This window comes from Acidobacteriota bacterium (assembly GCA_026707545.1).
GTDB lineage: Bacteria > Acidobacteriota > Thermoanaerobaculia > Multivoradales > Multivoraceae > Multivorans.
This window is the reverse complement of the sequence record JAPOWR010000001.1, coordinates 1,230,770-1,255,841: the sequence shown is the minus strand read 5'-3', so window position 1 is coordinate 1,255,841 and position 25,072 is coordinate 1,230,770. Positions and strand designations below refer to the sequence as shown.

Genomic DNA, 25,072 nt, shown 5'->3' with positions numbered 1-25,072 from the left:
CCGCTCCGTGGAGCGCTTCTACATCGAGACTTGGGGCTGCCAGATGAACGAGCTGGACAGCCAGCGCATGGCGGGCCAGTTGATGCAGCAGGGCCTGCTGCCGACGCGCGAGCTGCAGCAGGCGGATCTGATTCTGCTGAACTCCTGCTCAGTGCGCGAGAAGGCCGCTCAGAAGTCCTACTCCCGGCTGGGGGAGTACCGGTTGCTGAAGCGGGAACGGTCGAAGCTCCGGATTGGTTTCTGCGGTTGCGTCGCGCAGCAGGAGGGCGAAGAAGCCCTGAGGCGCAACCCCGACATCGACTTCGTTGTCGGTACCGGCCGGGTCGGCGAGATCGGATCCGTGATCGAGCGCAGCCGGCGTGGTGAGCGCGTCCTTGCGGTCGGGTTTCCCGAGGAGCGGCCGTATGACTTCGAGGCCGTCAGCCGGGACACGGTCCACAAGGGGATGGTCACGATCATCGAGGGTTGCAACAAGCGCTGCACGTTCTGCGTGGTGCCGAACACTCGTGGCCCCGAGAGGTGTCGGCCGATGGCCGAGATTCTGCGCGAGATCGAGCACCTGATCGACTACGGTTTCGTCGAGGTGGAGCTGCTTGGCCAGACGGTGAACCACTGGCGCGAGCCGGCGCGGCCCCTCGGAAGCGGCCGAAGTCTGGACTTCGCCGACCTGCTGAACGAGGTCGCGGTGCTGCCGGGCCTGAAGCGATTGCGGTTCGTGACCTCCTACCCGCGCGACTTCACCGACGAGATGGTCGCCGCCGTCGCCAGCCACACCAACATTTCGCCTTACCTGCATCTTCCGGTGCAGTCAGGCTCGAACCGCGTTTTGAAGCGCATGGGGCGCGGCTACAGGGTGGAGGAGTATCTCGGTCTGGTCGCGCGGCTTCGTGCCGCCCGCGACGGGTTGGCGCTGTCCACGGATCTCATCGTCGGTTTTCCGGGAGAGACCGACGAGGACTTTCGGCGTACCCTGGACCTGGTTGAGAGCGTGCGCTTCGCCTCCGTGTTCGCCTTCAAGTACAGCCCCAGACCGCATACCGCCGCCATCCGGTTGCCCGCGGCGGACGAGGTTCCCCGGGAAGTCGCCGACGAGCGGCTCCAGCGCGTTTTCGCGGTCCAGTCGGCCATCCAGCGCGAGCTGAACGAGGAGCTCGTCGGAAGGAAGTTCGATCTTCTGGTCACCGGCTGGAGCAGGCGTCCGGGTCATCAGGCCGGACGAACCGACTGTCACCGGATCGTCCATTTCCCGGTCGAAGGCGAGCCGGTCAGGGCCGGTGCATTGACGCGGATTCGGACTCTCGAGGCCTACGACCACTCGCTGCTCGGCGAGTTGGTGGATGGGTCTGGCGTAGGATGCCCGGCATGACGACGGGAGGCGGCCGGAACCCTGGGGCAGGCGAGAACACGGTGGATCGCAAGATTCCGGCGGAGGTTCACGGCCTGATGATGGAACCGAACTCCAACCAGCCGATCGTCATTCTGCGGCTGCAGGAAAAGGACGCGAAGGAGAGTTCCGTCGTCCCGATCTGGATCGGCATCTTCGAGGCCGGAGCGATTCAACTCGCCATCGAGGGCAAGGATCCGGGCCGACCCATGACCCACGACCTGTTGAAGAACGCTCTGGATCTGGTCGGCGCGGAAGTGATCGAGGTCGTCGTCCGGGCGATCGAGGGCAACACGTTCCTGGCGGTCGTCGAGCTCGTCGAACGCAGCGGCGAGCACCGCCTTCTCGATGCCCGGCCCAGTGACGCCATCGCGCTCGCCCTCCGCGCCGGAGCGCCGCTCTTCGTGCGCCAGTCGGTCGCCGATCTCGCCCGCGTCAGGCAGCGGGTGAAGAAGAAGGGGGACGCGAGCGAGGCCCCGACGGCCGGCATGGACGAGGAGAAGATGAAGGAATGGCTCGAGGAGCTCGATCCGAAGACCCTCGGCAAGTACGAGATGTAGCTGATGTAGCCGGGGGCGCCTCGTGAAGATCGTTCCTCTATCCCGGATCGAGCCGGACCCGGACCAACCCAGACGGCGCCTCGAAGGTCTGGAGGAGCTGACTGCCTCGATCCGGACGAAGGGCGTTCTGGAGCCGATCCTGGCGCGGCCGCTTCCGCAGGCAGGCCCCGATGACTTCGGACGGCAAAGGTACCGGATCATCTCCGGCGAGAGGCGCTTCCGCGCCGCCCAGCGGGCCGGGATCCGCGAGATCCCCTTGATCGAGATGGACGTCTCGCGCAGCGAGGCCCTCGAAATCGCACTGGTCGAGAATCTCCAGCGAGTCGACTTGACCCCATTCGAAGAGGCTGAAGGCCTGAACGCGCTGGTTGAGCGGCACGGTTACACGCACGAGCAGATCGCCGCCGCGGTCGGCCGTTCCCGGGTCAGCGTGACCGAGTCGCTGGCCTTGCTGCGACTGCCACGAACCGTTCGCGAACGGGCCGTCGCGCTGGGCGTATCGGCAAGGAAGTCGATTCTCCTGGAAGTGCTCAGACTGTCCTCCGAAAGCGAGATGCTCGAGATGCTCGAACGCATCGCCGAGTTCGACCTCAAACGAGCCCAGGTGCGAGACGAGGTGCGCGAGCGTCGAACCGCGGGACCGCCCGACGAGCGCCCGACGGAATCGCCGGAGCCGATGGATGAGGACGCACGCGGCCCGAAGCCGCACGTGTTCCGTTTCCAGGCCCCTGACGAGCGCTACAGCGTGTCCCTGACCTTCCGCCAGCGCGTTGTCGAGGAGACTGATCTGATCGCCGCCCTCGAACAGGTTCTCGCGGCGCTACGGCGCGAGCGGGACCGGACGCCGATTCTCTAGGGGAGATTGCCCAGCTGGACGGACGGTGCGCTGGCGCTTGTGGTATCGGGCGTCTGATAATGTCCATTATGTCAACTCCATGATCCCCGTGAGCACGCACCGAGAACTGCTGTGGAGGCCCAATCGCCCCGCTTGACGGGAACGGGAGCCGTCGATCGGTCAGAATCAGAGCGGGAGCAAGTTCCGCGATGTTCCGCCTCCTCGACCGCTACATCCTGCGCGAGACAATCGGGCCCCTCAGCCTGGGCCTCCTCGTCTTCACCTTTCTGGCTCTGCTGCAGAAGCTCTTCCAGTTCGCGGAACTGATCATCGAGAGGGACGTCGACGTCGGTGTCGTGCTGCGGCTCCTCGGCTACGCCCTGCCGCAGATAATCGTCCTGACGATCCCGATGGCGTTCCTCTTCGCGATCCTTCTGGCCGTGGGCCGGATGGCCGCGGACAGCGAACTAGTCGCGATGCGAGCCTCGGGGATCAGCCTGTTCTCAATCTACCGGCCGATCCTGGTCATGAGTCTGCTACTGGCAGCGGTGACCACCTACCTGATGACCGTAACTCTGCCGGCGGGCAACAAGGCCACGCTCGAACTGCAGCTGGCGATTCTGCAACGGAGCGTGAACCAGCAGGTCAAGCCCCGCGTGTTCTACGACGGCCTGCAAGGGCGTGTCCTGTACGTCTTTGAGTCGCACCAGAACGGGGACGGCTGGCGGGGCGTCTTCCTGGCCGACGCGGTTCCAGGCCCCGAGCAGCAGGTCATCGTTGGCGAGACGGGGAGCATCGACGTGACTCCGGGGAACGGTCGACCACCGGTCCTCATGTTCGGTGTTGCGGACGTGCATGAAGTGGACACGAACGACCCCAGCACCTACCGGCTGCAGCGTCTGCGCGATGCGAACATCGCGATCGAGGACAGCCAGTTCCGGCATAGCGAGGGACTGGTGCTTGCGAAGGACGTGCGTTCGATCACCCTCCCGGAGTTGGTCGAGCGCGCCGCGGAACCGGGACTTCCGGAAGAAGAACGCAACAAGGCCCTGGTCGAGATCCACAAGAAGTTCGCGATTCCGGGGGCCTGCCTCGTGTTCGGCCTCTACGGGATACCCCTCGGCTTCCGGAACCGCCGCACCGGGCGGTCCTCCGGCTTTCTGATCTCGGTGACGATGTTCCTCTTCTACTACGTCATGCTCGGCAACGGAGAAGAAGCCGCCGTCAACGGGCAGATCCCTCCCTGGCTGGCGATGTGGGCGCCGAACATCCTCCTGGTCGTTCTGGGCACGTTTCTCCTCTGGCGTAGAAACCGCGACAAGAGCCTCATGATCGGCGCGGTCGATCGCTACCTCCGCGAGCACCTATGGCGGCGTATCCTGCACCTCGGTCGGCGGAGACAGGTCAGGGGCCGCCGGAAGCGGGCGCTGGAGGATCGTCTCGCACGGGCCCAGACCCAGTCCCTGGCGGCGGGCAGCTCCCCCACCCGACCCCGGCTCCGGTTGCGGATCGAGCCCCTGAGCCTGCGCTTCCCGGGCGTCATGGACCGGTACATCTTCGGCGTCTTCCTGCGCGTCTTCCTGATTGCGGTCATCGCGGCCCTCGCCATCTACATCGTGTCGGACTTCACCCAGCACATCGACGAGATGTTCGAGCACGACGTCCCGTCGAGCGTCTTCGCCGTCTACTACACCTACTTCTCGCTGCAGATCTTCTACGACGTGGCGCCCATCCTGGTCCTCGTGACGACGCTGGTCACCTTCGGCCTCCTTTCGCAGCGCAACGAGGTCGTGGCCGCCAAGGCCCTCGGCTTCAGCCTGTTCCGGCTGGCCATGCCGGCCCTGGTCGCCGCGGCGGGGATCGCGTTGCTCAGCGCGACCCTCGAGAACTCGGTGTTGCCGGCTTCCAACGCCAAGGTCGCCGAATTGTACGACCGGATTCGTGGACATGCGGGACCGATCAAGACCTACCACGGTGCCGACCGCCAGTGGCGCTACGCCCAGGACGACACCGGTGGCGGCTACATCTACAACTACCGCCACTACGACGCGGCCAGGCGCACTCTGCAACGCCTGCAGGTGTTCCGCTTCGACCCCGAGCACCGCCTGATAGGTCGCCTGTACGCCGCGACGGCCCGCTACGTGCAGCCAGGCCAGGACGAGCCCGGCGGCTGGCACCTGGTCGATGCCTGGGTGCGGGACTTTGACGGTCTCGCGATCACCAACAGCAACCGCTTCGCAGGCCCTCAACCGGTCGATCTGCCCGAGGAACCGGAGTTCTTCGACACCGAGATCAAGTACGCCGACCAGATGAACCGCCGCGAACTCAAACTGTACGTGGAGGATCTGATGGCCGCCGGCAACTCCGTCCCGGAGCTTCAGATGCAACTCCACAACAAGACCGCGCTGCCCGTGGTGTGCCTGGTGATGGGACTGGTCGCGTTGCCCTTCGCCTTCCGACTCGGCCGCCAGGGGGCGCTCTACGGAATCGGCATCTCGATCATGCTCGGCATCGTGTACTACACCGTGATCAGCGTGTTCGTGACCCTTGGCCAGTCGGAGGCACTGCCTCCCGTGATCGCTGCGTGGAGCCCGAACGCGCTGTTCGGGACGCTCGCGCTCTACCTGTTCCTGGGCGTGAGGACCTAGCTGCTAGGCAACGGCCCGACGCAGGGTCGCGGCGCGGTCGGTGCGCTCCCAGGGGAACTCGGCTCGACCAAAGTGGCCGTAGGCCGCCGTCTTGAGATAACGCGGCTTCCGCAGGTCGAGCGCCTCGATGATCGCCTGAGGCTGGAGTGGGAATTCGCTGCGTACGAGTTCCTCGAGGAATCGGTCCGAGAGCCCGTCCCGTGCCGTGCCGAACGAGTCGACATGCACCGAAACGGGTTCGGCCACTCCGATCGCGTAGGCCAACTGGACCTCGAGACGATCCGCCATGCCGGCGGCAACGAGGTTCTTCGCGATGTAGCGCGCCATATAGCTCGCTGAGCGGTCCACCTTCGTCGGATCCTTGCCAGAGAAGGCCCCACCGCCGTGGTGGCCGACTCCTCCGTAGGTGTCGACGATGATCTTGCGGCCCGTGAGCCCGCAGTCCCCCTGCGGACCGCCGACGATGAACTGACCTGTGGGATTCACGTGGAGGATCGTCTCCTCGTCCAACAGGCGGTCAGGGACGCACACCCGTACGACCTGCTCGAGCACGACCTGCCTGATCTCCTCCTGCCCAACCTCTCGCGCATGCTGCGTCGATACGACGATCGTGTGCGCGCGGGAGGCCTGTCCGTTCTGGTCGTACTGCACAGTGACCTGGGATTTTCCGTCCGGTCTCAGCCACTCGTGCTCGCCCGAGCGTCGCAGTTCGGCCAACCGCCGGGTCAGGCTATGGGCGAGATCGATGGGCAGGGGCATGAGTTCCTGCGTCTCCCGGCACGCATAGCCGAACATCAGACCCTGATCGCCCGCGCCGCCGGTGTTGACCCCCAGCGCGATGTCCTCGGACTGCGGATCGAGCCGGACCTGCACCTCGCAGTCGTCGGCGGCGAATCCAACCCCGGCGTCCGTGTAGCCGATGTCCCGGATGGTCTTCCGGGCCACCGCCTCGAAGTCGATGTCGGAGCCGCCGGAACGAACCGTGATCTCGCCCGCGAGCAGCACCAGATCCGTACTCACCAGCGTCTCGCACGCTACCCGGGCCTCAGGATCGCGCCGGAGCGCCGCATCGAGCACGGCATCCGAGATCTGATCCGCGACCTTGTCGGGATGACCCTCGGTCACCGACTCGGACGTGAACAGACGGCGTATTCCACTCGCACCAGTGCGCATCGGCAGCGAACCATACCAACTCATCGGCATCAGGTGTCGTCAACTCTCTGTTTCGAATCACTGCGTAACATCGCGGTGATGATCCGCAGCCGGAACAATCCCCAGGTACGCACCATCCGGCGCCTGCGCAACGCCCACGCGCGCCGGCGCATCGACCTGCTCCTGCTCGAGGGCCCGCACCTCGTGGAGGCAGGTGCCGAAGCGGGGCTCGAGTTCCACCACCTTCTGGTGACGCCCGAGTTTGGTACGGCCCATGTCGAGCTGATCCGCCGGCTCGAAGACCGTTCGGGAACCGCGGCCACCCCGATCGATCCCGACCGGTTACTCGAACAGGCCGACACCGATGCCCCCCAGGGCATCGCCGCACTCGTCGACCCGCCCCCCAACTGGCACTCGGCAGAAGACGAGACCCTCGTCCTCACCCCTGGCCTTCACCTCTACCTCGACGGCATCCAGGACCCCGGCAACCTGGGGGCCATCGCCCGCTCCACCGAAGCCGCCGGCGCGGCTTCCCTCCTCCTGGCCCCGGGTACCGCCCGCCCCAGCCAGCCCCGCGCCCTCCGCGCCTCCGCGGGCAGCCTGCTCCGATTGCCCCTGTGGACTGACGTCTCAATCAACCGGATCCCGCCAGGAGTTCCGTTGCTTGCCCTGACAGTGCAACGCACCAGCAAGGGCACTCCTCCACCGACCAAGTTACTCTTCAGCATCGACGATTCCGAACACCGGCTGCTTGCCGAACTCATCTCCACCGATGCGATCCTGGCCGTGGGAAGCGAAAGCAAAGGTCTCTCCGGTCTGGTTCTCGACCGCGCGGAAGCACTGCTATCGATCCCGACCGCTCCCGCCGTCGAGTCTCTCAACGCAGCGGTGGCTGCATCCCTGGCTCTGTTCGAACTGCAGCGGCTGCGCCATACAAAGTAGTCCTGGTAGGACGGCATCGTCCCGGCCCGGCGGGTGATTCAGGACGTCGTGCCGGCGGCGGCACGCTCGTTCAGCAGGCGGGTCAGCGCCGGCGCGACTTCGTGCAGGTCGCCGACGATGCCGTAGTGGGCGACGCTGAAGATCGGCGCCTCGGGATCCTTGTTGACCGCGACGATGACCCTTGATCCGCTCATGCCCATCAGGTGCTGGATCGAGCCCGACACTCCAAGCGCCACGTAGAGGTTCGGGGTGACGGTGTGCCCGCTCGAGCCGACCTGATGTTCGCGCGGCAGCCAGCCGTTGTCGACCACCGGTCTGCTGGCGCCGAGCTCAGCGCCGAGCGCAGAGGCCAGGTCCGCCGCTACCGAAACCTGGTCGGCCCCGCCCACGCCTCGACCGGCCGTCACGATCCGTTCGGCGCCGGCGAGGTCGACGCCTCCGGCGCTCGCCGCCTCGCGGCCCAGAATCTCCCGTTCGTGCGTGCGTTCGATGTCGGCCGGCGGACCGACGTCGACGACCTTTCGGGGCGGCGCCGGCGGCTCGTCGCTGCTGAAGGCGCCACTCTGCAGGGTCGCTACAACGGTACGCGCTCTCGGCCGAACCTCGGCCTGCAGCTTGGCCTGCAGGATCGAGCGGCGAAAACGCGGGCCACCGTCCTCGTCTTCCCGTGTCGCTCCGCAGATCGAGGGGACATAGGCGGCGTCCAGCCTCATGGCGAGGAGCGGTGCGAACTCGGCGACCTGGTAGGTATGCGGCAGGAGGACGAGCGTCCTGTTCCGTTCCTCGCCCCGCTCCTCCGCGATCAGAGCGCCCAGGGCCTCGGCGTAGATCCCCGGCGAATAGGGCCCCAGCAGTTCCTCGTCCAGCCTGGCGAGCCGCAGGTCCGATCCAAGAGCCGGTCCACAGACGCGAACGTCGCAAGAGCCGGACTCCGAGCCCGCGTTCTTCACCATCCAGACCACCGTGTCCGGGCCACTCACAGCAGCGCGTCCCGCTCCAGGTGCGCGAGGAGCTCTGCCGCGGCCGCCTCCGGAGAGGTCTTGTCGATCAGCAGTCCGCCGCCACCCGTCGGGGGAAAACGGATCGCCATCGTCTCGATTCCAGCGCCCGCCTTCCCCACCAGCTCCGGATCGAGGCCGAGGTTCGAACAGTTCAGCCGTTCCAGCGGCTTCCTGCGGGCCTGCAGCGTACCGCGCAGCGAGGCGAAGCGAGGCTTGTTGATCCCCGCCTGCACGGCGACCACTGCCGGCAACCGGAGGCGGAGGACTTCGTTCATCCCGCCTTCCAGTTCCCGGACGACCCGTACCGAGCGGTTCTCCCTCTCCAGATCGACGGCCATCACCAACCAGGCGTAGGGGCGACCCAGCACCTGTGCGAGAACGGCCGGGGTCGCGGCCTGCCCCAGATCGTCCGACTGCGCGCCGGTAATCACCAGGTCGCATTCCTCCCGGCGGACGGCCGCTGCCAGAGCACGACCGTCGGCCAGCGCGTCGCCACCCCGGAACTCGTCGTCCACGAGATGCAAGGCCCGGTCGGCACCCAGCGCGAGCGCCTTGCGCAGCGCTTCCTCGACTCGGGCGGGTCCGAGACTGAACGCGACGAGTTCAGGTCGCTGGCCACCTGCCTGCTCGGCGGCTTCGATCAGCAGCAGGGCCTCTTCGAGCGCGCAGAGATCGCAGCTCGAGATGACCCAGTTCACATCGCGGTCGTCGATGTGGAGGCCGGAATCGGCGACACGCAGTTGGGCATCGGTGTCCGGTACCTGTTTGATGCAGACGCCGATTCTCAATTCCCGTACCCCGTTTGCAGGCGCGGCAGCATACCGTCCGACACCCGCCCGAAGAACCGAAGGCATAGACCCTTTGCTATCTGTCTGATAGTTTCTCAAGGCGGTGCCTGCGTTCGCCATTCCGATCGCTACCCTGATGGCCACCGGTGACTCGGCGGTTGTCCACTTCTTCCTCCGGTCGGGACCCGTGGCAAAGATCGTGCTCGGGATCCTGGTCCTGATGTCGCTGTCTTCCTGGTACGTGCTGCTGCAACGCCTGATGCTCTTCCGGCGCACCTCCCGCCAGAATCAGGGCTTTCTCGGCGTCTTCCGCAAGGCCGCACGCTTCAGTGACATCGGCAAGGCGGCGTCCAACCACCGCGCATCGTCCCTGGTCGGACTGTTTCAGGCCGGCTACCTCGAGATCGATACCCAGATCAAGGCCCTGAAGGAGCCGCGCGGAGACGAAGAGACCTTCAGGCTCCAGTCCCTCATGGGGCTCGAGCGGACCCTCCGCAGGGCCGCCAACGTCGAACTTCGCGTCCTCGCCCGGAACACGTCCTGGTTGGCGACCACCGCCGCCGCGGCGCCCTTCATCGGCCTGTTCGGCACGGTCTGGGGAATCATGATCGCCTTCAACGACATCGGAGCCTCCGGTACGGCGACCATCACGGCGGTGGCCCCGGGCATCGCCGAAGCGCTGGTCAACACGGCCGCTGGCCTGGTGGCCGCGATCCCAGCGCTGGTCGGGTACAACTACCTCGCCACGAGGCTTCGCCAGCTCCGCGCGGAAATGGACGACTTCACGCTCGAGTTTCTGAATCTCGCCGAGCGCAACTTCGGTTGACCGGCTGACCGGAGTCGGAGATGGCCTTTTTCCAGGACGCCGACAGCGATGACTCGGTCCTCGCGGACATCAACGTGACACCGCTCGTGGACGTCATGCTGGTGCTCCTGATCATCTTCATGATCGCGACGCCCATGCTGCACCAGGGCGTCGAGGTGACCCTGCCGGAGATGGAATCGCCTTCCACCCTGGCCGTTCGCGACGAGGACCCGATGATCCTGACCGTGGCGCAGAACGATCTCGTCTACATCAAGGACGAACCGGTGGCCACCCCGCTGCTCGTTGAGCGCCTGCTGCCTCAACTGGACCTGCGCGACTACGAGGCGGTGTTCGTCAAGGGCGATGCCGAAGTGCCGTACGGAAGAATCATCCATGTTCTTGACGTTCTTGAACGTGCGGACATTCATCGCGTGGCCCTTGTCGTGCAACCAGAGGATCAAGGCCCCTAGCGGCCGCCGTCACGGAGCCCCAGCCAGGTGCGGAGTCAGGACGTCCCCACGCCTTCAGTCGAACGGGCACTCGAGCGCCGGGAGCGCCGCGAAGCGGGCCTGAACCGGCCCTGCCTCGCCCTGTCCCTGACCCTGCATCTCGTTGTCCTTGGAGCCATCCTCTTCGGGCCCGGCCTGTTCGCCGAGCGGACCTACCTGGAGCCGAGGACCGTTGAACTGGTGCAACTGGCGACGATCCGGCCGAAGCCGATCCCGGTGACGCCGCCACCGGAGGAGGAGCCGCCGCCCGCGCCGGAGCCGGAACCCGAACCGGAACCACCGCCCGAGGAGCCGCCGCCGGACATACCCGTGCTCGCGGAAGAGAAACCGGAAGAACCCGAGCCCGAGCCGGAACCACCGCCTCCGCCACCCGAGCCGGAGCCGGAACCGCGGCCGAAGCTGGAGCGCCCCTTCCAGCGCACGCGCACGGTGGACGACTCGCTGACCGGAAGCGACGATGCCGAGACGCCCGTGGTCGGCTACGACAGCGAGGACTTCACCTACGCCTACTACACGACCCGGCTCGTCGCCGCGATCAGGGCCCGCTGGACAAGGCCTCCCATCGAGGGCGTCGAAGCCCTCGTCCGGTTCCGCATCGCGAGCGACGGCACCGTGACGGAGCTCGAGCTGATCGAGTCCTCGGGCGTTGCCCGTTTCGACAACGCCGGCCTGAGGGCGATCGAACTGGCCTCGCCAGTACCGCCGCTGCCGGTCAGCTTCCATAAGCCGAGTCTCGGCGTGACGATGAGGATCAGATGACGAAGCCACACCTCAGCGAGCCGGTTCGGCCGGCCCAGGCTGCCTGGGTTGGCGTTGCGGCGGCCATCCTCTTCGCGGCTCTGTCCTTCGCCGCGCAGGAGGAGGCGGAGACCCCGCCTCCGGCCGAGCAACTGCCTTCCGACGTGGAAGTGGTCCTCGACCGTGAGGGTGCCCTGCGCCTCAATCTGGCGCTACCCCGCTCCGTGCGGCCTCCAGAGGCCGGTCCGGAGTTCTTCGATGCGATGAGCGAGGTGGAACGGACCCTCCGGGAGGATCTGGCATTCACCCAACTCTTCGACGTCCAGGGCCCGGAAGTCCTGGCGGCGGTTCGTCCCAGCGGCGACAGGGCCAGGGACCTCGAGCAGTACCGCGCCTACGGCAACGAGGTGGCGCTGATCACCGAGTTCAAGCTGAACGGCGAGGAACTGATCCTCGAGGGGCGGGTGTACGACCTCGCGAACGGTCAGTTCATTCTGGGCAAACGCTTCAATGGGGGAATCGACCTCGCCCGGCGCTTCGCCCACGCGATGTCCGACGAGATCGTCCTCTACTTCACCGGCCGCCGCGGCATCGCTCTGACGGCAATCGCGTTCGTTTCGGACCGGGAGTCCGATGGAAGCAAGGAGATCTTCCTGATGGACTACGACGGTCATGCCCAGCGGCGGATCACCGGACATGTCTCGACGAGCCTCTCGCCGGTCTGGGCGCGGGACAGCAGCGGGCTGGTCTACCTCTCGTTCTTCGAGGGCCGACCGGGCGTCTACTGGGCCGACCTCGTGACCGGCAGGAAGACGCCGATCGTCGCCGAAGAGCAGCCCGCCTACTCGCCCAGCCTCTGCCCGGACGGCGACACCGTCCTCTTCGCCCGCCCGCTCCGCACGAACCGCCAGAACATGGAACTCTTCGTCCTCTCACGAAGAGGCGGAACTCCCCGCCAGCTCACCAGGTCGAGCCGCATCGACACGAACCCGGAATGCTCGCCTGACGGCACGCGGATCGCGTTCACATCGGGGCGCTCCGGCACTCCCCAGATCTACGTGATGGACATCGATGGCACGAACCTGGACAGGGTGACGTACGAGGGCCGCTACAACGAGGGCGCGTCCTGGCACCCGGACGGCAGCCGGCTCGTCTACTCCCGCCGCACCGAGCGCGGGGACCGTCACGACATCGCGGTCGTCGACCTGGTGACCGGCCAGGATCAACTCCTGACAACAGGTCCCGGAAGTCACGAGAACCCGTCATTCTCGCCCAACGGAGAGTGGATCGCCTTCGATTCCCGCCGCCCTGGCGGTCGCCGGCACATCTACATCATGAGCCAGGACGGCAGGTACAGCCGCCGGGTGACCACGCGCGGCAACAACTCCCACCCCTCCTGGTCGGACTACTTCGACTGATCCGACCAAGTCCAACTCCGGGAAGCGGTTGCCGCTACCGCCTCGCTTTGGTACTGTTTCAACACTCTCAGCAAACCCAGGTTTCAGGTTCGAGGAGAAGTCCCGGTATGTCGGCCACAAGGTTCCCCGCATTCATTCTCTCGGCTCTCGTGTTGCTGGCTGTCGGCGCCTGCAAGAAGGCGGAGCCGGAGCCCCCAGCACCACCGCCACCGCCGCCGCCGGTCGAGGAACCTCCACCGCCGGAGCCGGTCCCGCCGCCGCCGGAGCCGCCTGTCGTCCCCGAGTACGTGTCGCCCTGGTCGGAAGACATCGTCGAGGCCAACAGGCAGGTGCATGAGAAGGGCCTCCTCGGTGACGTCTACTTCGAGTTCGACAAGTCGACGCTGACCGACGAGACGCGCAGCCAACTCGGCAAGAACGCCGACTTCCTCAAGAGCGAGGACGGCGAGTACCTCGTGATCACGATCGAGGGCCACTGCGACGAGCGTGGCACGAACGACTACAACCTCGCCTTGGGCGATCGCAGATCCAACGCCGCGCGGGACTACCTCCTGTCGCTGGGCATCGCCGGCGATCGTCTCAAGACGATCAGCTACGGCGAGGAGCGCCCGCAGTGCGAGGAGTCGAACGAGGACTGCTGGCAGTTGAACCGTCGCGCCTACTTCCGGGTCACCGACTTCAGTTGACCCTGGACGGCGCCTGACGCGCAGGCCCGGTCGCTGCACTACGCAAGCCGCGAGACGCCTCGCCGGTAGCCGCGGTTGTGAGGATGCGGCGGCAAGGAACCACCGGCTCCGGCCGCCAGCCGGCCGGTTGGTGGCGGACCCTGCCGGTGGCGGCGCTTCCTGTCCTGGTCTTGCTGACCCTGGCCTGCGCCTCCTCGTCGACGCAGTTGGAGGAACTGGAGACGGGCCTCGCAGCGGTGGAACGGCGGTTGGACGATCTCCGATCGCAAACCCCCACGCGCGACGATCTGGCGACGGTCGTTCAGGCACTGGAAGACCAGGCCGACCGTGAGCTGACGGCGAACGCCAATCTGAAGGAGGACCTGCGGCAGATCATCTCCGAGCTCGAAGCGCTGCGAACCCTCGTCCGGGAGCAACGCGAGCTCCTCAACGGTTCGATGGAGCGCCTCGAGCAGACGGGTACCGACGTGGCGCTCATCCAGGGCCGCCTCGAGCGCCAGGAGGAGTACCTTGTTGCCCTCGATGAGTTGCGGGCGGACATCCGCGCGGCGTCGGCGCCAGAGACGGTCGAGCCGAAGACGCTCTACAACGCCGCGTACCGGGACTACTCCGAGGGCAGGTACGAAGGCGCCATTTCGGGCTTCCGGCGCTACCTCGACACGTTCCCGGACGGCGACGACGCGGGCAGCGCACAATACTGGCTAGGCGAATCTCACCTGGGCCAGGGGCAGTACCGCGCTGCCATCGAAGAGCTGAGGCTGGTCCGGGAGCGCTACCCGGAAAGCGACAAGGTCGCGAGTTCCATGCTCCGGATCGGCGTCGCCCTGAACGAGTTGGGTGAACGCGATCTCGCGGTCGAGATGTTCGACCGGGTTCGGAGCACGTATCCCGACACCGACGAGGCGATCCTGGCGCTCCAGCAACTCGACAACCAGGGCGACGAGCAGTAAACTGCGGCGCCGGGTCGCGAGCCGTCCGGGAACACGAACAGGTCGAGGCGAGAGAAGACGATATGGCGAACAGCAAGCAGGCAGAGAAGCGCATCCGGCAGTCCCGTGTCCGAAGGGACCGCAACCGCGCCGCAATGTCGAAGCTCCGTACGTCGGTCAAGGCACTGCGGACGGCCGCCGACACCGACGTGGAGCAGGCACGGGAACTGCTTCCCGGCACATTGAGCCTGATCGACGCCACGGCGCAGAAGGGCGTGATCCACGCGAACGCGGCGGCCCGCCGGAAGTCGAGACTCACCCGACTCGTGAATCGCCGCGCCGAGGCAGCCGCCGCGACGGAAGCGGCCGCGGAGTGATCCGAGCGGGTTCGTGCCCGCGTTCAGCGCTTCTCGGAACAGCCCTTCTCAGAAACCCTCGAGCAGGTCGGTGACCATCGTGTCGGCGAACCGCTCGGCGCTCTCCTCGATGGCGATGTTCTCGCGGTCGAAGAAGTCGCTGTCGGCGCTCTCGACCGGGTAGCTCTCCTTGAACTGGTAGCGGTCGTTCGCCCAGATCACTTCCGCCTCTTCCCCGTCCGGTGGCGTGCCGCTGCGGCTGAAGGACACGTCGACGACGATCGTGAGTTCGTACTCCTGGGCGCGGCCGTCGTTGGTGAATGTGATGGGCGCAACCCGCAGGGCCGTGACGGCGCCCCGAATGACGGCGTCCGATTCCGCCTCCGTGGAAACGAGCTCGAACCGGCGCCGGGTGACCAGTTCGTCCGCGATCGCCTGGGTCAGGAACTGCTCTACCTCGACACGATCTGTCTCGTTCTCGAACGGCTGCAGGAACACCTGTTGCACGTCTTCCGGAATGTTGGAAGCTCGCCCGACGAGCGTGTAGCCGCAGCCAGCCAGCAGCAGAGCCGCCACCAGGACCCACATCCCCCGGAGCCGTCTCGGACGCGCGCTCGGCATGGTTGTCAGCGTAGCAGTCGACGGCCGGTTCGCCTCGCCCTCCGCCTCGGGACCGAGAAGGGCCCCCTATCGCTTCGAATCCGCGGCCAGAGTCGTCCGCAATGCGTCGAGGATCCCGTTGACGAAGCGCCCGGACTCCTCGGAGCCGAACTTCTTGGCCAGTTCGATTGCTTCGTCGATCACGACGACAGCGGGCACGTCGGGCTGGAAGCGCATCTCGTAGACGGCCAGACGAAGGACGTTCCGGTCAACCACCGGCATCCTCTCCAGCCGCCAGTTGTCCGCCTGGTCCGCGACCAGCCGATCGATCGACTCCTGGTGTGCGAGACTGCCCTCGACGAGCGTGCGGGCATAGTCGAGCGCCAGCTCCGAGGCCCGCGGGCTGGAGCCGGCGTCCGCGGTCTCGGCACGGAACGCGTGGAGGTCGAATGCCCTGAGCAGTTGGGTTGGCCCCGCATCCCCCAGTTCCCGTTGATAGAGCATCTGCAGGGCCATCTCCCGGGCCTGGCGGCGTTTGCCACCGGTCCGTCGGGACCGGCGGCCACCGACGGTTGAGAACTCGGCTTCGGCCGAGGGAGCTGTGCCGGCCTTGGTCACGACTTGAGCGACCGCAGCAGGTTGGCCATCGCGAGCGCCGCTTCGGCGGCCTCCTGACCCTTGTTGCCCACCTTGCCACCGGCGCGTTCGGCGGCCTGCGTGGCATCATCGCACGTGAGGACGCCGAACCCGACCGGGATTCCCGTCCGCGCAGTGACTCGGGCGCATCCCGCCGCACACTCGTTGCAGATGTAGTCGAAGTGCGGCGTCTCACCGCGGATTACCGCGCCCAGCGCCACGAGCGCATCCACCCTTCCGCTGCCGGCGAGGGCGTCGAGTGCAGCCGGTATCTCCCAGGCACCAGGAACGCGGACCAGCAGAAGGTCGTCAACCTCGGCCCCACGCGAAAGCAGGAACTCGCGGGCGCCCTCGACCAGGCGCTCGACGATGAGGCCATTGAAGCGCGCCGCCACCAGGCCGAACCGGACACCAGCCGCGTCGGAAGCGGTCTTCATGTCGGAACTGGTGGCGGGCCGGCTGCGACGAGGGATACGTCAGATGGTCGGGACGGCGAGATTCGAACTCGCGACCCCCTGAACCCCATTCAGGTACGCTACCAGACTGCGCCACGTCCCGACCGAGGGGCATTCTCTATCCATTCCCGGCCCCTTGCAACAGGTGTCGTGCGCCAGCCCGGGTTTGCGAGGCGGTCAGTCGTCCTCGACTCCCACTTCGGGCTTGAGTTCGGCGGCAAGCTGACGAGCCTGCGCAACGAGCGCCGCCACCCCGCCCTCGAGCCTCTCGACCCGCCGCGTGAGGTTCCCTATCTCACCGATGTCGGAGACTTCCATGTCGGCCGAAGAGGACACTGTCGCCGCCTCCGCTCCCTCTCCCGCGACCTCTTCAGCTTCTTCGGCTTCCGGGTCGCCTCCCGGCGCCGGTTCGGCAGGCGCTTCGCCGTTTTCGGCCGGCGCCTCGGTCACGATCAGTGGGCGCCCACGAAGGCCGCCCTCCTCGAGTTCGGAGGCGAGCTTCTTCTTGGCGCTGGCGATCGTGTAGCCCTCGTCGTAAAGAAGCTCCTTGATCCGCCGAATCGTTTCGACGTCCTCGGCGTCATAGTCCCGCCGGCCCCCCGCGCCCTTCTTCGAGGAGAGAACCGGAAACTCGGTCTGCCAGTAGCGCAGCACATAGGGCTGGATATCCAGCACCCGGCATACGTCGGCGAGCTTGTACTGCTGTTTGGGGGGAATGACCGGCCTCCCGGCTGATCGGCGAACGCACACAGGTGCCGCTGGAAGAGCGGCGCCCGGCTCCCTGGACTCAGAAGGACCGGTTGGAGCCTATACGAAAGCTGGAGGTCGGCTGAGTCGAGATCCCCGCACCGGTCAACCGGGAACCGGCTCTGCTTCACCGCGGCGTTCCCTGACCACGATGCGAAGCGGAACGCCCTCGAGATCAAATGCTCGCCGAAGCTGGTTCTCGAGGTACTTGCGGTAGGTGTCCCCCCGCTTCAGGCGCCGGTTGGCGAAGAGCAGGAACGTCGGGGGCGTCGCGTGCACCTGAGCAGCGTAGAAGAAACGCCACGGTCTACCCCGCTCGGCGGGCGGCTGATGACGGTCCACGATGCGGCGCGTCACGCGGTTCAGTTCCGAAGTGGGCACGCGAAATCGGTGACGTGCCCGGACCCGGTCGAGAGCGGGAAGGATGCCGCCAACCCCGCGTCCGGTCAGGGCGGAGACGTTGACCCGGGCCGGCTTCGCGAAGACCTCCACCACGCGCTCCCAGCCCGCCTCGAGCCGTTCCCTGCTCTTTTCGTCCAGGAGATCCCACTTGTTGCATGCGACGACGGTTGAGCGCCCGGCCTGCCACGCCGCATCGCCGATTGCCAGATCGCCCGTGGTAATCCCATGGCTTGCGTCCACCACGAGGACCACGAGTTCGGCCCGCTGGATCTGTCTCTGGGCAAGCATCACCGCCAGTTCCTCCGGGGCGTCCTGGATCCGGGAACGGCGCCGGATTCCGGCGGTATCGACCAGCAGGTAGTCCGGGCCCTCGGTGCGCCGCAGCAAGCTGTCGATCGGATCTCTCGTCGTTCCGGCGGTCGGCGATACGAGCGTCCGCTCGGTACCCAGCAGCCGGTTGATCAGGGACGACTTGCCAACGTTCGGACGACCCACGACCGCGACGCCGGGGGCCTCTGGTTCCGCCGCTGGAACCGCATCGGGGAGATGCCCGGCGACCTCCTCGTGCAGCGATCCGAAACCCGCGCCATGTTCCGCGGAGACCAGAACGAGTCCGTCGGCACCCAGGGCGTAGAACTCCTGGTAGCCCTCCTGGGCAGCCCGCGTATCCGACTTGTTGACCACGACGATGATGGGTCGGTCGTGGCAGCGCAGGCGTTCCATGACCTGCTCGTCGGCCGCGGCCAGTCCGTCCCTGCCGTCGACGACCAGCAGCAGCACGTCGCTCTCCTCGATTGCGAACTCGACCTGGGCGTTCAGGCCGAACGGGTCGTCGCCCGGCACCAGGCCACCGGTGTCGATCAACTCGACGATGCCGCGGCTCTCGAGCTCGAAGCGTCCAACCAGCCGGTCCCGGGTCACGCCGGGGCTTCCGTGGACGATCGCCTGCCGGCGGCCGATCAGCCGGTTGAAGAGCGTCGACTTGCCGACATTGGGGCGACCGACGATCGCGATCGCGGCTGGCACGAGAGACCCGCGTCAGGACTCGAACTGGTACTCGATGCGGCGGTCGATCACCATCCAGCCCTCGTCCCGGCGCTTGAACTGGTATCGGACCCGGTAGCGATCCGTGGCCGTGGCAAGGAGCTGTTCAGTGCCGCTGGCCAGCGACTGGATGTCCCAGACCTCCAGGGTCGTCACGGCCGCGTTCGAGTAGCGCCAGACATCGATCCGTTCGATCTCGAAGCTCTTGAGCGTGGGCCGCAAGGTGCGGCTCTCACCCATTTCCAGTTCGTAGACCCGCCTTTTGATCGTCTCGATCTCCTTGGGCACCGCCCCGGACGCGAGTGAATCGAAGTCCCCCTTCGCGTAAGCCTCGCCGAGCTTCGGCAGGTAGTCCGTGAGAACGGCCTCGATCGCCTGCCGGTCCTCGTCGCTCGCCCCGTCCGGTCCGGTCTCGCCGCAGGCGGCAAGGCCCAGGCACGCCACAGCGAGCAGCAGGCCGAACGCGAACCGTGCGGAGCCACCGCCGGCATGCACTCGACAATGTAGTGAACTACTCATGCAGTAAGCGTAACAGTCCGAGATGCGGTTAAAATCCGCTGCGGCCGGCGGCCACCGCGAAAGTGGCGGAATTGGTAGACGCGCAAGATTCAGGATCTTGTGGTAGCAATACCGTGGGGGTTCGAGTCCCCCCTTTCGCACCACAGCCGGTTACCCGGTTCTCATCCGTAGAACGTCAAGGCACTGTCGCCGTAGCGCCTGCTCCCGGTAGGGCGGAGGGAGCCAGCAATGCCCGGCGAGTGCCGTCGGCTCGAGTGCTCCAGTACCACTTCTCCACCGCCCGCCATCAAGCCGGCGACCGCGACCAGCAGGTCCTCGAGCCGTCGCGCATCGTACGGCGGGTCGACGAACGCCAGATCGAAGCCGGCTTCACTGGCGGTGGCGCCGTCCAACCCCTCCGGGAGCCGGGCTCGCCGAATGGAAAGACCCTCCGCTCCGAGACGCTCCCGGTTCGCCGCCATGCACTCCAGGGCGCGCCGATCGCAGTCGATGGCCACGGCCTCCGCCGCCCCCCGGGATAGTGCCTCGAGCGATACGCAGCCGGAACCGGCGTAGAGCTCGAGGAAGCGGCAGCGAAGAATGCGATCGCCCCAGTGGGAGAACAGGGCTTCGCGAACACGGGCCTGAGTCGGACGGGTGTCCGGCGGAGTTCGGAGGCGGCGACCGCGCCAGCGGCCACCCAGCAGCTTCACTCCCCCGGAGCGAATCGCCGGGCGACCGGGGCGAGCCCTCATCCGTCGCCTGCCGTCGGTGCCGAAGGATGCCGGTAGGCGACCCGCCCACCCACGATCGTGTAGAGCACCTCCGTACCGGGAATCTCCTCCTCGGGCACGGTCATCACATCGCGCGACAGAACCGTCACGTCCGCGAGCTTCCCGACTTCCAGGCTTCCCTTCCGGTCCTCTTCGAAGGCAGAGTACGCCGCGTCGAGCGTGTAGGAGCGGAGCGCCTCCTCCCGGGTCATCCGCTGGTGCTCCTGGAAGACCTCGCCGTTCTCCATCCGGCGGCTCACCGCGGCATGAAACGAGGCGATCGGATCGACATCCTCTACCGGGGCGTCCGTGCCGTTCGTCACGACGGCTCCGGAGTCGATCAGCTTGCGCCACACGTAGGCGCCCTCCGCGGAGCGCTCATCGCCGAGGCGGTCCGGCACCCACGGCCCGTCCGACGTGCAGTGGACCGCCTGCATCGAGGCGATGACGCCCAGCTCGGCAAAGCGCGGGACGTCGTCGGGGTGCAGATGCTGGGCGTGCTCGATGCGCCAGCGCTGGCCCCGGTCGCCGTCAAGGGCCCGTTCGAACAGGTCGAGCGTCTCGCGGTTCGCCCGGTCGCCGATCGCGTGGACGCAGAGCTGGAAGTCGTGCTCCCGGGCCAGCCGGGCAGTCTCTTCCATGACGTCGAGGCTCGTCGTGTTCAGGCCGATGGACTGCGGGAGATCCTCGTAGGGCTCCAGCAACCATGCCCCGTGGGAACCCAGGGCGCCGTCGATGGACCGCTTGATCGCCCGCACGGTCAGGAAACCGTCGCCGCGATCGATCATCCGATACCGGCTCAGCGACTCGGCCAGAGCTTCGTTGCCCTCCCCGACCATGACCCACAGCCGCAAGCGGAGGAACCCCTGATCCGCCATCTGTCGATACACATCGATCAGCCCGAAACTCGACCCGGCATCCTGAAAGCTCGTGATGCCCTTCGCCAGACACTCCTCCGCCGCGATGCTGACGACACGACGGGCGTGGTTCCACTCCAGCGTCTGGTCGCGCAGGACCGCCACCAGGTTCTCCGCCGTCTCTCGGAGCGCGCCGGTCGGCTGTCCCGCCGCATCGCGCACGATCTCGCCTCCCTCCGGGTCCGGGGTGGTTCCGTCGATGCCGGCGAGTGCCATCGCGCGAGCATTGACGAAGGCCATGTGCCCGCTGGCGTGCGTCAGCAGGACCGGATGGTCCGGCGAGACCGCGCTCAGGCCGTGGTGAACGGGCAGGCCCTGCACTGACGGATCCGGGATCTGCGTCCACTTCGACTGGTGCCAGCCGCGTCCAAGAATCCAGGTCCCCGGCGGACTTTCCTCGACTGCCGCCGCCACCTGGCCGACGATCTCGCCCCAGGATGCCGCTGACTCGAGCGCCAGCTGGAGCTTCGACTCGCCGAGACTCCAGAAGTGCCCGTGTCCCTCGATCAGACCCGGTACCGCCAGACGGCCTTCCAGGTCGAGCACCTCCGTATCCGGTCCGATCCAGTTGCTGGCCGCGTCGTTTCCGCCGACGAACACGATGCGGCCATCCGTGGCGGCCAGGGCTTCGGCTTCGGCCGGCGCGCGCTCCAAATCCTCGCTCAGGGTAACCAGACGGCCGCTCAGAAGCACCAGGTCCGCCGGCCCTGGCGGCTCGTCACCGCACCCGACGAGAAGAAGTACCGCCAGCGCCGCCGACGATGCGGCGCATCCGGTACGGGCCGACGAAGGCATCATCCCGCCGGAATGCGGAGCGTCTGCCCGACGACGATCAGGCTGCCGCGCAGCCCGTTGACCTGCCGAATCCTGGCGGCCGAAGTCCGGTAGGTGCGCGCCAACTGACTCAGGGTGTCGCCCCGGCGGACCGTGTAGAGCACCTCCCCACCTTCCCTCGGAATCGCGAGGCGCTGACCGGCATGAATGAGGTCCGGCCGGCGCAGATTGTTCGCGGCGGCCAGGACCTTGACGGTCGTGCCGTACTTCCGGGCGATCCGGTCCAGCGATTCGCCCCTCCTGACGACGTGGACCGTGGTCGCTGGCGCCTGTTCGCCGTTGTCCGTCACCTGTGGCGTCGGCGCCTCGGGTTCGGGCGCCCCGGACCGCTCGAGCGCGGCGCGGCGAGCCGGCGGCGGCGCGGAGCGACCCGTGCCGCGCTGCGGAATTCGGAGGCGCTGGCCGACGTAGATACGGTCCGCTCTCGGCAAGCGGTTCGCGCGCTGGAGCTCCGCCACGCTGGAGCCGAATCGGCGCGCGATACCGCCCAGCGTGTCGCCACTCCGGACCCGGTAGCCGAAGGCGGCCTGCCGGTCGGGCTTGCGATCCGGGGGCAGCTCCGCGTACGCACGTTCGAACTCCCCGCCCATGCCATGAGGCACCCGAAGCGGATAGCGCGGCGGCACCAGGAGAGAACCCGCCAGGACCGTGCGGTCCAGGGCCGGATTGAGTTCCGCCAGGCGATTGATCTCCACGCCGGTCGCCGTCGCCAGGTCGGTCAGCGAGACGTAGCGATCGCGCTGGGCAACGTCGAACCGGATCTCGGGAAAGGGCTCGACATTCGGGAAGTGACGCTCGCGTTCGACGAAGGCGATGACCGCCGCGATGAACTCGGCGTAGAAGTTGCGGGAAGCGAAACCGAAGGTCCGCGACCTGTACTTCTCCACGACCACCCCGATATCTCGCGTCCCCAGCCGACGCACCGCCCGCGCCATACCGCCGGCACCGTGGTTGTAGGCGGTCAGGGCGAGCGGCCAGGCCTCCAGCGATTCGTAGTCCCGCCGCAACTTCCGAGCTGCCCCTGCGGCAGCCAGCAGCACGTCGGAACGCGCGTCGACCGCTTCGTCCATCTGCAGAAACGCCCGGCCGGTCGAGGCGGTGAACTGCCAGGCTCCGGAGGCTCCGACCTTCGACCGGGCCCGGTAGTTGAACATCGACTCGACGAACGGGAGACAGCGGATCTCCGCCGGCAGGCCGTACTCCGCGAGCGTCCGCTCGATGCCCGGCATGAACATGCCCGAGATCTCGATGGCCTCCTCGAACCGATTCCGCAGGCCCCGCTGGCCGCGGACCATTCCCGCTGCCCGCCGGTACTTCGACCTGCCGCCCCCCACGTGCTCCATCTGTGTCGGTATGGACCGCAGATCGGCCGGGAGGTTCGTCACCGGCCGTCCCGCCGCGAGATCCCGAAGAGCCTTGGAGACACGGCTCACCTCGCCACGGACCCGTTTGATCCGGGCGCGGTCGATCTCCAGCTCCGAGGCTCCCACTGTGCGCAGGTCGCTCATGTCGACCACGCTGTAGATGACGTCGAGGTGCCGCTCGTCGTGAAGGATGACCTGGTCGCTGGTGTAGGTCGTGAAGACCTTCTGCCAGAACTCCACGGCCGCTTCGAGGCTCTTCGGCACCGGAAACAGGTCCGGATCGATCGCGGCGTGGTAACGCTCCTCCGCCTGAAGCCCCGGCGCCGCAAGTGTGATGAGAGCGCCGCAGAGCAGCGCGGGAATCCAGTCCGCACGACTACAGGTTTTGATCATAGGAGCCGTATCTTACTGAGAAACAAGGACTTGTGCAGCACTCCGATACCTGGGACCGGCTCGGCCGAGAGCAACGGACGTTCAGTAGCGGTAGTCGTCCCGCTTGTAGGGACCGCCTTTCTCGACGCCGATGTACTCCGCCTGCTCCTCGGTCAACTCGGTCAGGCGAACGCCCAAGTGATCGAGATGCAGGCGTGCGACCTCCTCGTCGAGCCGTCGCGGCAGCAGGGTCACCTTCCGCTCCCTCTCCGGTCCTCCGCGGTGCAGGTCGATCTGGGCGAGCACCTGGTTGGCGAACGACGTCGACATGACGAAGCTCGGGTGCCCGGTCGCGCAACCGAGGTTCAGCAGCCGCCCTTCGGCCAGGATCAGCAGGCTGCGACCATCAGGGAGAATCCACTCGTCCACCTGCTCCTTGATGTTCCGGCCGCGGATGCCCGGGATCCGTTTCAGGCCGGCGATGTCGATCTCGTTGTCGAAGTGGCCGATGTTCCCGACGACGGCCTTGTCCTTCATCCGGGCCATGAGTTCCGCCGTGATCACGGACCGGTTGCCGGTACAGGTGACGAAGATGTCGGCCGTCTCGACCACATCTTCAAGACGGGCCACCTCGTAGCCTTCCATTGCCGCCTGCAGCGCGCAGATCGGGTCGATCTCCGTGACGATCACCCGGCAGCCCTGGCCGCGAAGCGACTGGGCGCACCCCTTGCCGACCTCGCCGTAGCCGCAGACGACCGCCGACTTGCCGCCGATCATCAGGTCCGTCGCCCGGTTGATGCCGTCGATCAGGGAGTGCCGGCAGCCGTAGATGTTGTCGAACTTCGACTTGGTGACCGAGTCGTTCACATTGACCGCCGGGCACAGGAGCGTCCCGTCTTCCTCCAGCTCGTACAGACGGTGAACGCCCGTGGTCGTCTCCTCGCTGATGCCCTGAAGACCGCCGGCCATGCGGGTGAAGTAATTCGCGTCCCAGGTCCGAACGCGCCGGATCAACTCGAGAATGACGCCCCATTCCTCGGGTTCCGCGTCGGGATCGAAGTCGGGTACCGCGTTCTGCTGCTCGTACTCCACGCCTCGATGGATGAGAAGCGTGGCATCGCCCCCGTCGTCGACGATCAGAGTCGGACCGCTCTCGTTCGGCCAGTCCAATGCGCGGAGCGTGCACCACCAGTACTCGGGCAGGCTCTCGCCCTTCCACGCGAACACGGAAACGCCCTTCGGATCCTCCACCGTGCCGCCCGTCTCCGGCCGGCCGACAACCACCGCCGCGGCCGCCTCGTCCTGGGTCGAGAAGATGTTGCACGACGCCCAGCGCACTTCGGCGCCCAGGTCGACCAGGGTCTCGATCAATACCGCCGTCTGCACCGTCATGTGCAAGCTGCCGGTGATTCGGGCACCGGCGAGTGGCTGCTCGGACCGGTAGCGTCGGCGAAGCTCCATCAGCCCCGGCATCTCGTGTTCGGCCAGCTCGATCTGCCGCCGGCCGGCGTCGGCCAGAGACAGATCGGCAACCGCGAAGTCCATGCCGCTCGAAGCCGGAAACAACTCCGACGCCCTCGGTCCTCCGCGTTCCCCGGCCGCCGCGTCCGTTTCGATCCGTCTATCCACAACCGTCATCGTCCTATACCTCCAGGGACTCGAACAGCGCTTGTCCGGGT

25 protein-coding genes and 2 tRNA genes are annotated in these 25,072 nt (G+C 66.8%); 13 read left to right on the top strand and 14 right to left on the bottom strand.

From position 1 onward, the window contains the following. The first annotated feature begins 7 nt into the window (after positions 1 to 7). The 4 genes from miaB to lptF all read left to right on the top strand — a co-directional run bounded on the left by miaB (position 8) and on the right by lptF (position 5,427). Complete coding sequence (miaB, locus tag OXG83_04870) at positions 8 to 1,366, top strand: tRNA (N6-isopentenyl adenosine(37)-C2)-methylthiotransferase MiaB (protein MCY3964350.1); 1,359 nt, start codon at positions 8 to 10, stop codon at positions 1,364 to 1,366. Beyond that, the gene (locus tag OXG83_04865; protein MCY3964349.1) at positions 1,363 to 1,944 is read left to right on the top strand and encodes a bifunctional nuclease family protein; all 582 of its coding nucleotides are present in this window, start codon (positions 1,363 to 1,365) and stop codon (positions 1,942 to 1,944) included. Before miaB ends, OXG83_04865 begins: the two co-directional genes overlap by 4 nt. Positions 1,945 to 1,966: 22 nt before the next feature. After that, a complete protein-coding gene (locus OXG83_04860) occupies positions 1,967 to 2,800 on the top strand; it encodes a ParB/RepB/Spo0J family partition protein (GenBank protein ID MCY3964348.1) in 834 nt (277 codons plus the stop codon). 188 nt (positions 2,801 to 2,988) lie between these two features. Further along, entirely contained in the window at positions 2,989 to 5,427 is a 2,439-nt protein-coding gene (gene lptF / locus OXG83_04855; GenBank protein ID MCY3964347.1) for an LPS export ABC transporter permease LptF, read from the top strand. Positions 5,428 to 5,430: 3 nt separating this feature from the next. On the opposite strand, the gene metK is transcribed toward lptF, so the two are convergent. Beyond that, a complete protein-coding gene (gene metK, locus OXG83_04850; protein ID MCY3964346.1) occupies positions 5,431 to 6,600 on the bottom strand; it encodes a methionine adenosyltransferase in 1,170 nt (389 codons plus the stop codon). A gap of 78 nt (positions 6,601 to 6,678) precedes the next feature. Between metK and OXG83_04845 the strand changes: the two genes are divergently transcribed. Then, on the top strand, positions 6,679 to 7,521 hold the full coding sequence (locus tag OXG83_04845) for an RNA methyltransferase (GenBank protein ID MCY3964345.1): 843 nt from the start codon (positions 6,679 to 6,681) through the stop codon (positions 7,519 to 7,521). A 38-nt stretch (positions 7,522 to 7,559) separates the two neighbouring features. Here the strand turns inward: OXG83_04845 and OXG83_04840 are convergent, their stop codons facing one another. Continuing rightward, entirely contained in the window at positions 7,560 to 8,501 is a 942-nt protein-coding gene (locus tag OXG83_04840) for an electron transfer flavoprotein subunit alpha/FixB family protein (GenBank protein ID MCY3964344.1), read from the bottom strand. Next, complete coding sequence (locus OXG83_04835) at positions 8,498 to 9,310, bottom strand: electron transfer flavoprotein subunit beta/FixA family protein (GenBank protein MCY3964343.1); 813 nt, start codon at positions 9,308 to 9,310, stop codon at positions 8,498 to 8,500. The genes OXG83_04840 and OXG83_04835 overlap by 4 nt, the downstream gene beginning before the upstream one ends. 472 nt (positions 9,311 to 9,782) lie before the next feature. Between OXG83_04835 and OXG83_04830 the strand changes: the two genes are divergently transcribed. The 7 genes from OXG83_04830 (at position 9,783) to rpsT (ending at position 14,772) form a co-directional block, all read left to right on the top strand. After that, positions 9,783 to 10,136 (top strand): MotA/TolQ/ExbB proton channel family protein, encoded by a 354-nt coding sequence (locus tag OXG83_04830; GenBank protein ID MCY3964342.1) that lies wholly within the window; start codon positions 9,783 to 9,785, stop codon positions 10,134 to 10,136. Positions 10,137 to 10,156: 20 nt separating this feature from the next. Then, on the top strand, positions 10,157 to 10,585 hold the full coding sequence (locus tag OXG83_04825; protein ID MCY3964341.1) for a biopolymer transporter ExbD: 429 nt from the start codon (positions 10,157 to 10,159) through the stop codon (positions 10,583 to 10,585). Positions 10,586 to 10,612: 27 nt separating this feature from the next. Next, a complete protein-coding gene (locus OXG83_04820; protein ID MCY3964340.1) occupies positions 10,613 to 11,383 on the top strand; it encodes an energy transducer TonB in 771 nt (256 codons plus the stop codon). Beyond that, a complete protein-coding gene (locus OXG83_04815) occupies positions 11,380 to 12,780 on the top strand; it encodes a hypothetical protein (GenBank protein ID MCY3964339.1) in 1,401 nt (466 codons plus the stop codon). The genes OXG83_04820 and OXG83_04815 overlap by 4 nt, the downstream gene beginning before the upstream one ends. Positions 12,781 to 12,887: 107 nt before the next feature. Beyond that, positions 12,888 to 13,466 carry an OmpA family protein gene (locus OXG83_04810; GenBank protein MCY3964338.1) on the top strand — a complete coding sequence of 193 codons (579 nt, stop codon included), beginning with the start codon at positions 12,888 to 12,890 and terminating at the stop codon, positions 13,464 to 13,466. An 83-nt stretch (positions 13,467 to 13,549) separates the two neighbouring features. Further along, complete coding sequence (gene ybgF / locus OXG83_04805) at positions 13,550 to 14,416, top strand: tol-pal system protein YbgF (protein ID MCY3964337.1); 867 nt, start codon at positions 13,550 to 13,552, stop codon at positions 14,414 to 14,416. A gap of 62 nt (positions 14,417 to 14,478) precedes the next feature. After that, positions 14,479 to 14,772, top strand: coding sequence for a 30S ribosomal protein S20 (gene rpsT, locus OXG83_04800; GenBank protein ID MCY3964336.1), 294 nt, complete (start codon positions 14,479 to 14,481; stop codon positions 14,770 to 14,772). 48 nt (positions 14,773 to 14,820) lie between these two features. Here rpsT and OXG83_04795 read toward each other — a convergent pair whose 3' ends face one another. The 7 genes from OXG83_04795 to OXG83_04765 form a co-directional block, all read right to left on the bottom strand. Further along, positions 14,821 to 15,372, bottom strand: a complete 552-nt coding sequence (locus OXG83_04795; GenBank protein ID MCY3964335.1) for an LptE family protein — start codon at positions 15,370 to 15,372, stop codon at positions 14,821 to 14,823. A 66-nt stretch (positions 15,373 to 15,438) separates the two neighbouring features. Then, entirely contained in the window at positions 15,439 to 15,969 is a 531-nt protein-coding gene (gene nusB, locus OXG83_04790) for a transcription antitermination factor NusB (protein MCY3964334.1), read from the bottom strand. Then, positions 15,966 to 16,424: a 6,7-dimethyl-8-ribityllumazine synthase gene (gene ribH, locus OXG83_04785; protein ID MCY3964333.1), complete on the bottom strand. Its 459-nt coding sequence runs from the start codon at positions 16,422 to 16,424 to the stop codon at positions 15,966 to 15,968. Before ribH ends, nusB begins: the two co-directional genes overlap by 4 nt. Positions 16,425 to 16,468: 44 nt before the next feature. After that, positions 16,469 to 16,545: transfer RNA gene (locus tag OXG83_04780), tRNA-Pro, on the bottom strand. Positions 16,546 to 16,619: 74 nt separating this feature from the next. Further along, complete coding sequence (locus tag OXG83_04775) at positions 16,620 to 17,192, bottom strand: MerR family transcriptional regulator (GenBank protein MCY3964332.1); 573 nt, start codon at positions 17,190 to 17,192, stop codon at positions 16,620 to 16,622. Between the two features lie 102 nt (positions 17,193 to 17,294). Beyond that, positions 17,295 to 18,617, bottom strand: coding sequence for a ribosome biogenesis GTPase Der (der, locus tag OXG83_04770; protein ID MCY3964331.1), 1,323 nt, complete (start codon positions 18,615 to 18,617; stop codon positions 17,295 to 17,297). Between the two features lie 12 nt (positions 18,618 to 18,629). Then, positions 18,630 to 19,154 carry a hypothetical protein gene (locus OXG83_04765; protein MCY3964330.1) on the bottom strand — a complete coding sequence of 175 codons (525 nt, stop codon included), beginning with the start codon at positions 19,152 to 19,154 and terminating at the stop codon, positions 18,630 to 18,632. A 56-nt stretch (positions 19,155 to 19,210) separates the two neighbouring features. On the opposite strand from OXG83_04765, the gene OXG83_04760 reads away from it, so the two are divergent. Then, positions 19,211 to 19,297: transfer RNA gene (locus OXG83_04760), tRNA-Leu, on the top strand. 18 nt (positions 19,298 to 19,315) lie between these two features. Here the strand turns inward: OXG83_04760 and rsmD are convergent. The 4 genes from rsmD to ahcY all read right to left on the bottom strand — a co-directional run bounded on the left by rsmD (position 19,316) and on the right by ahcY (position 24,938). Next, positions 19,316 to 19,888 carry a 16S rRNA (guanine(966)-N(2))-methyltransferase RsmD gene (gene rsmD, locus OXG83_04755; GenBank protein ID MCY3964329.1) on the bottom strand — a complete coding sequence of 191 codons (573 nt, stop codon included), beginning with the start codon at positions 19,886 to 19,888 and terminating at the stop codon, positions 19,316 to 19,318. Beyond that, positions 19,885 to 21,516, bottom strand: coding sequence for an amidohydrolase (locus OXG83_04750; GenBank protein MCY3964328.1), 1,632 nt, complete (start codon positions 21,514 to 21,516; stop codon positions 19,885 to 19,887). The genes rsmD and OXG83_04750 overlap by 4 nt, the downstream gene beginning before the upstream one ends. 101 nt (positions 21,517 to 21,617) lie before the next feature. Beyond that, on the bottom strand, positions 21,618 to 23,414 hold the full coding sequence (locus OXG83_04745) for a LysM peptidoglycan-binding domain-containing protein (GenBank protein MCY3964327.1): 1,797 nt from the start codon (positions 23,412 to 23,414) through the stop codon (positions 21,618 to 21,620). An 81-nt stretch (positions 23,415 to 23,495) separates the two neighbouring features. After that, positions 23,496 to 24,938, bottom strand: coding sequence for an adenosylhomocysteinase (ahcY, locus tag OXG83_04740; GenBank protein ID MCY3964326.1), 1,443 nt, complete (start codon positions 24,936 to 24,938; stop codon positions 23,496 to 23,498). Positions 24,939 to 25,072: the final 134 nt, after the last annotated feature.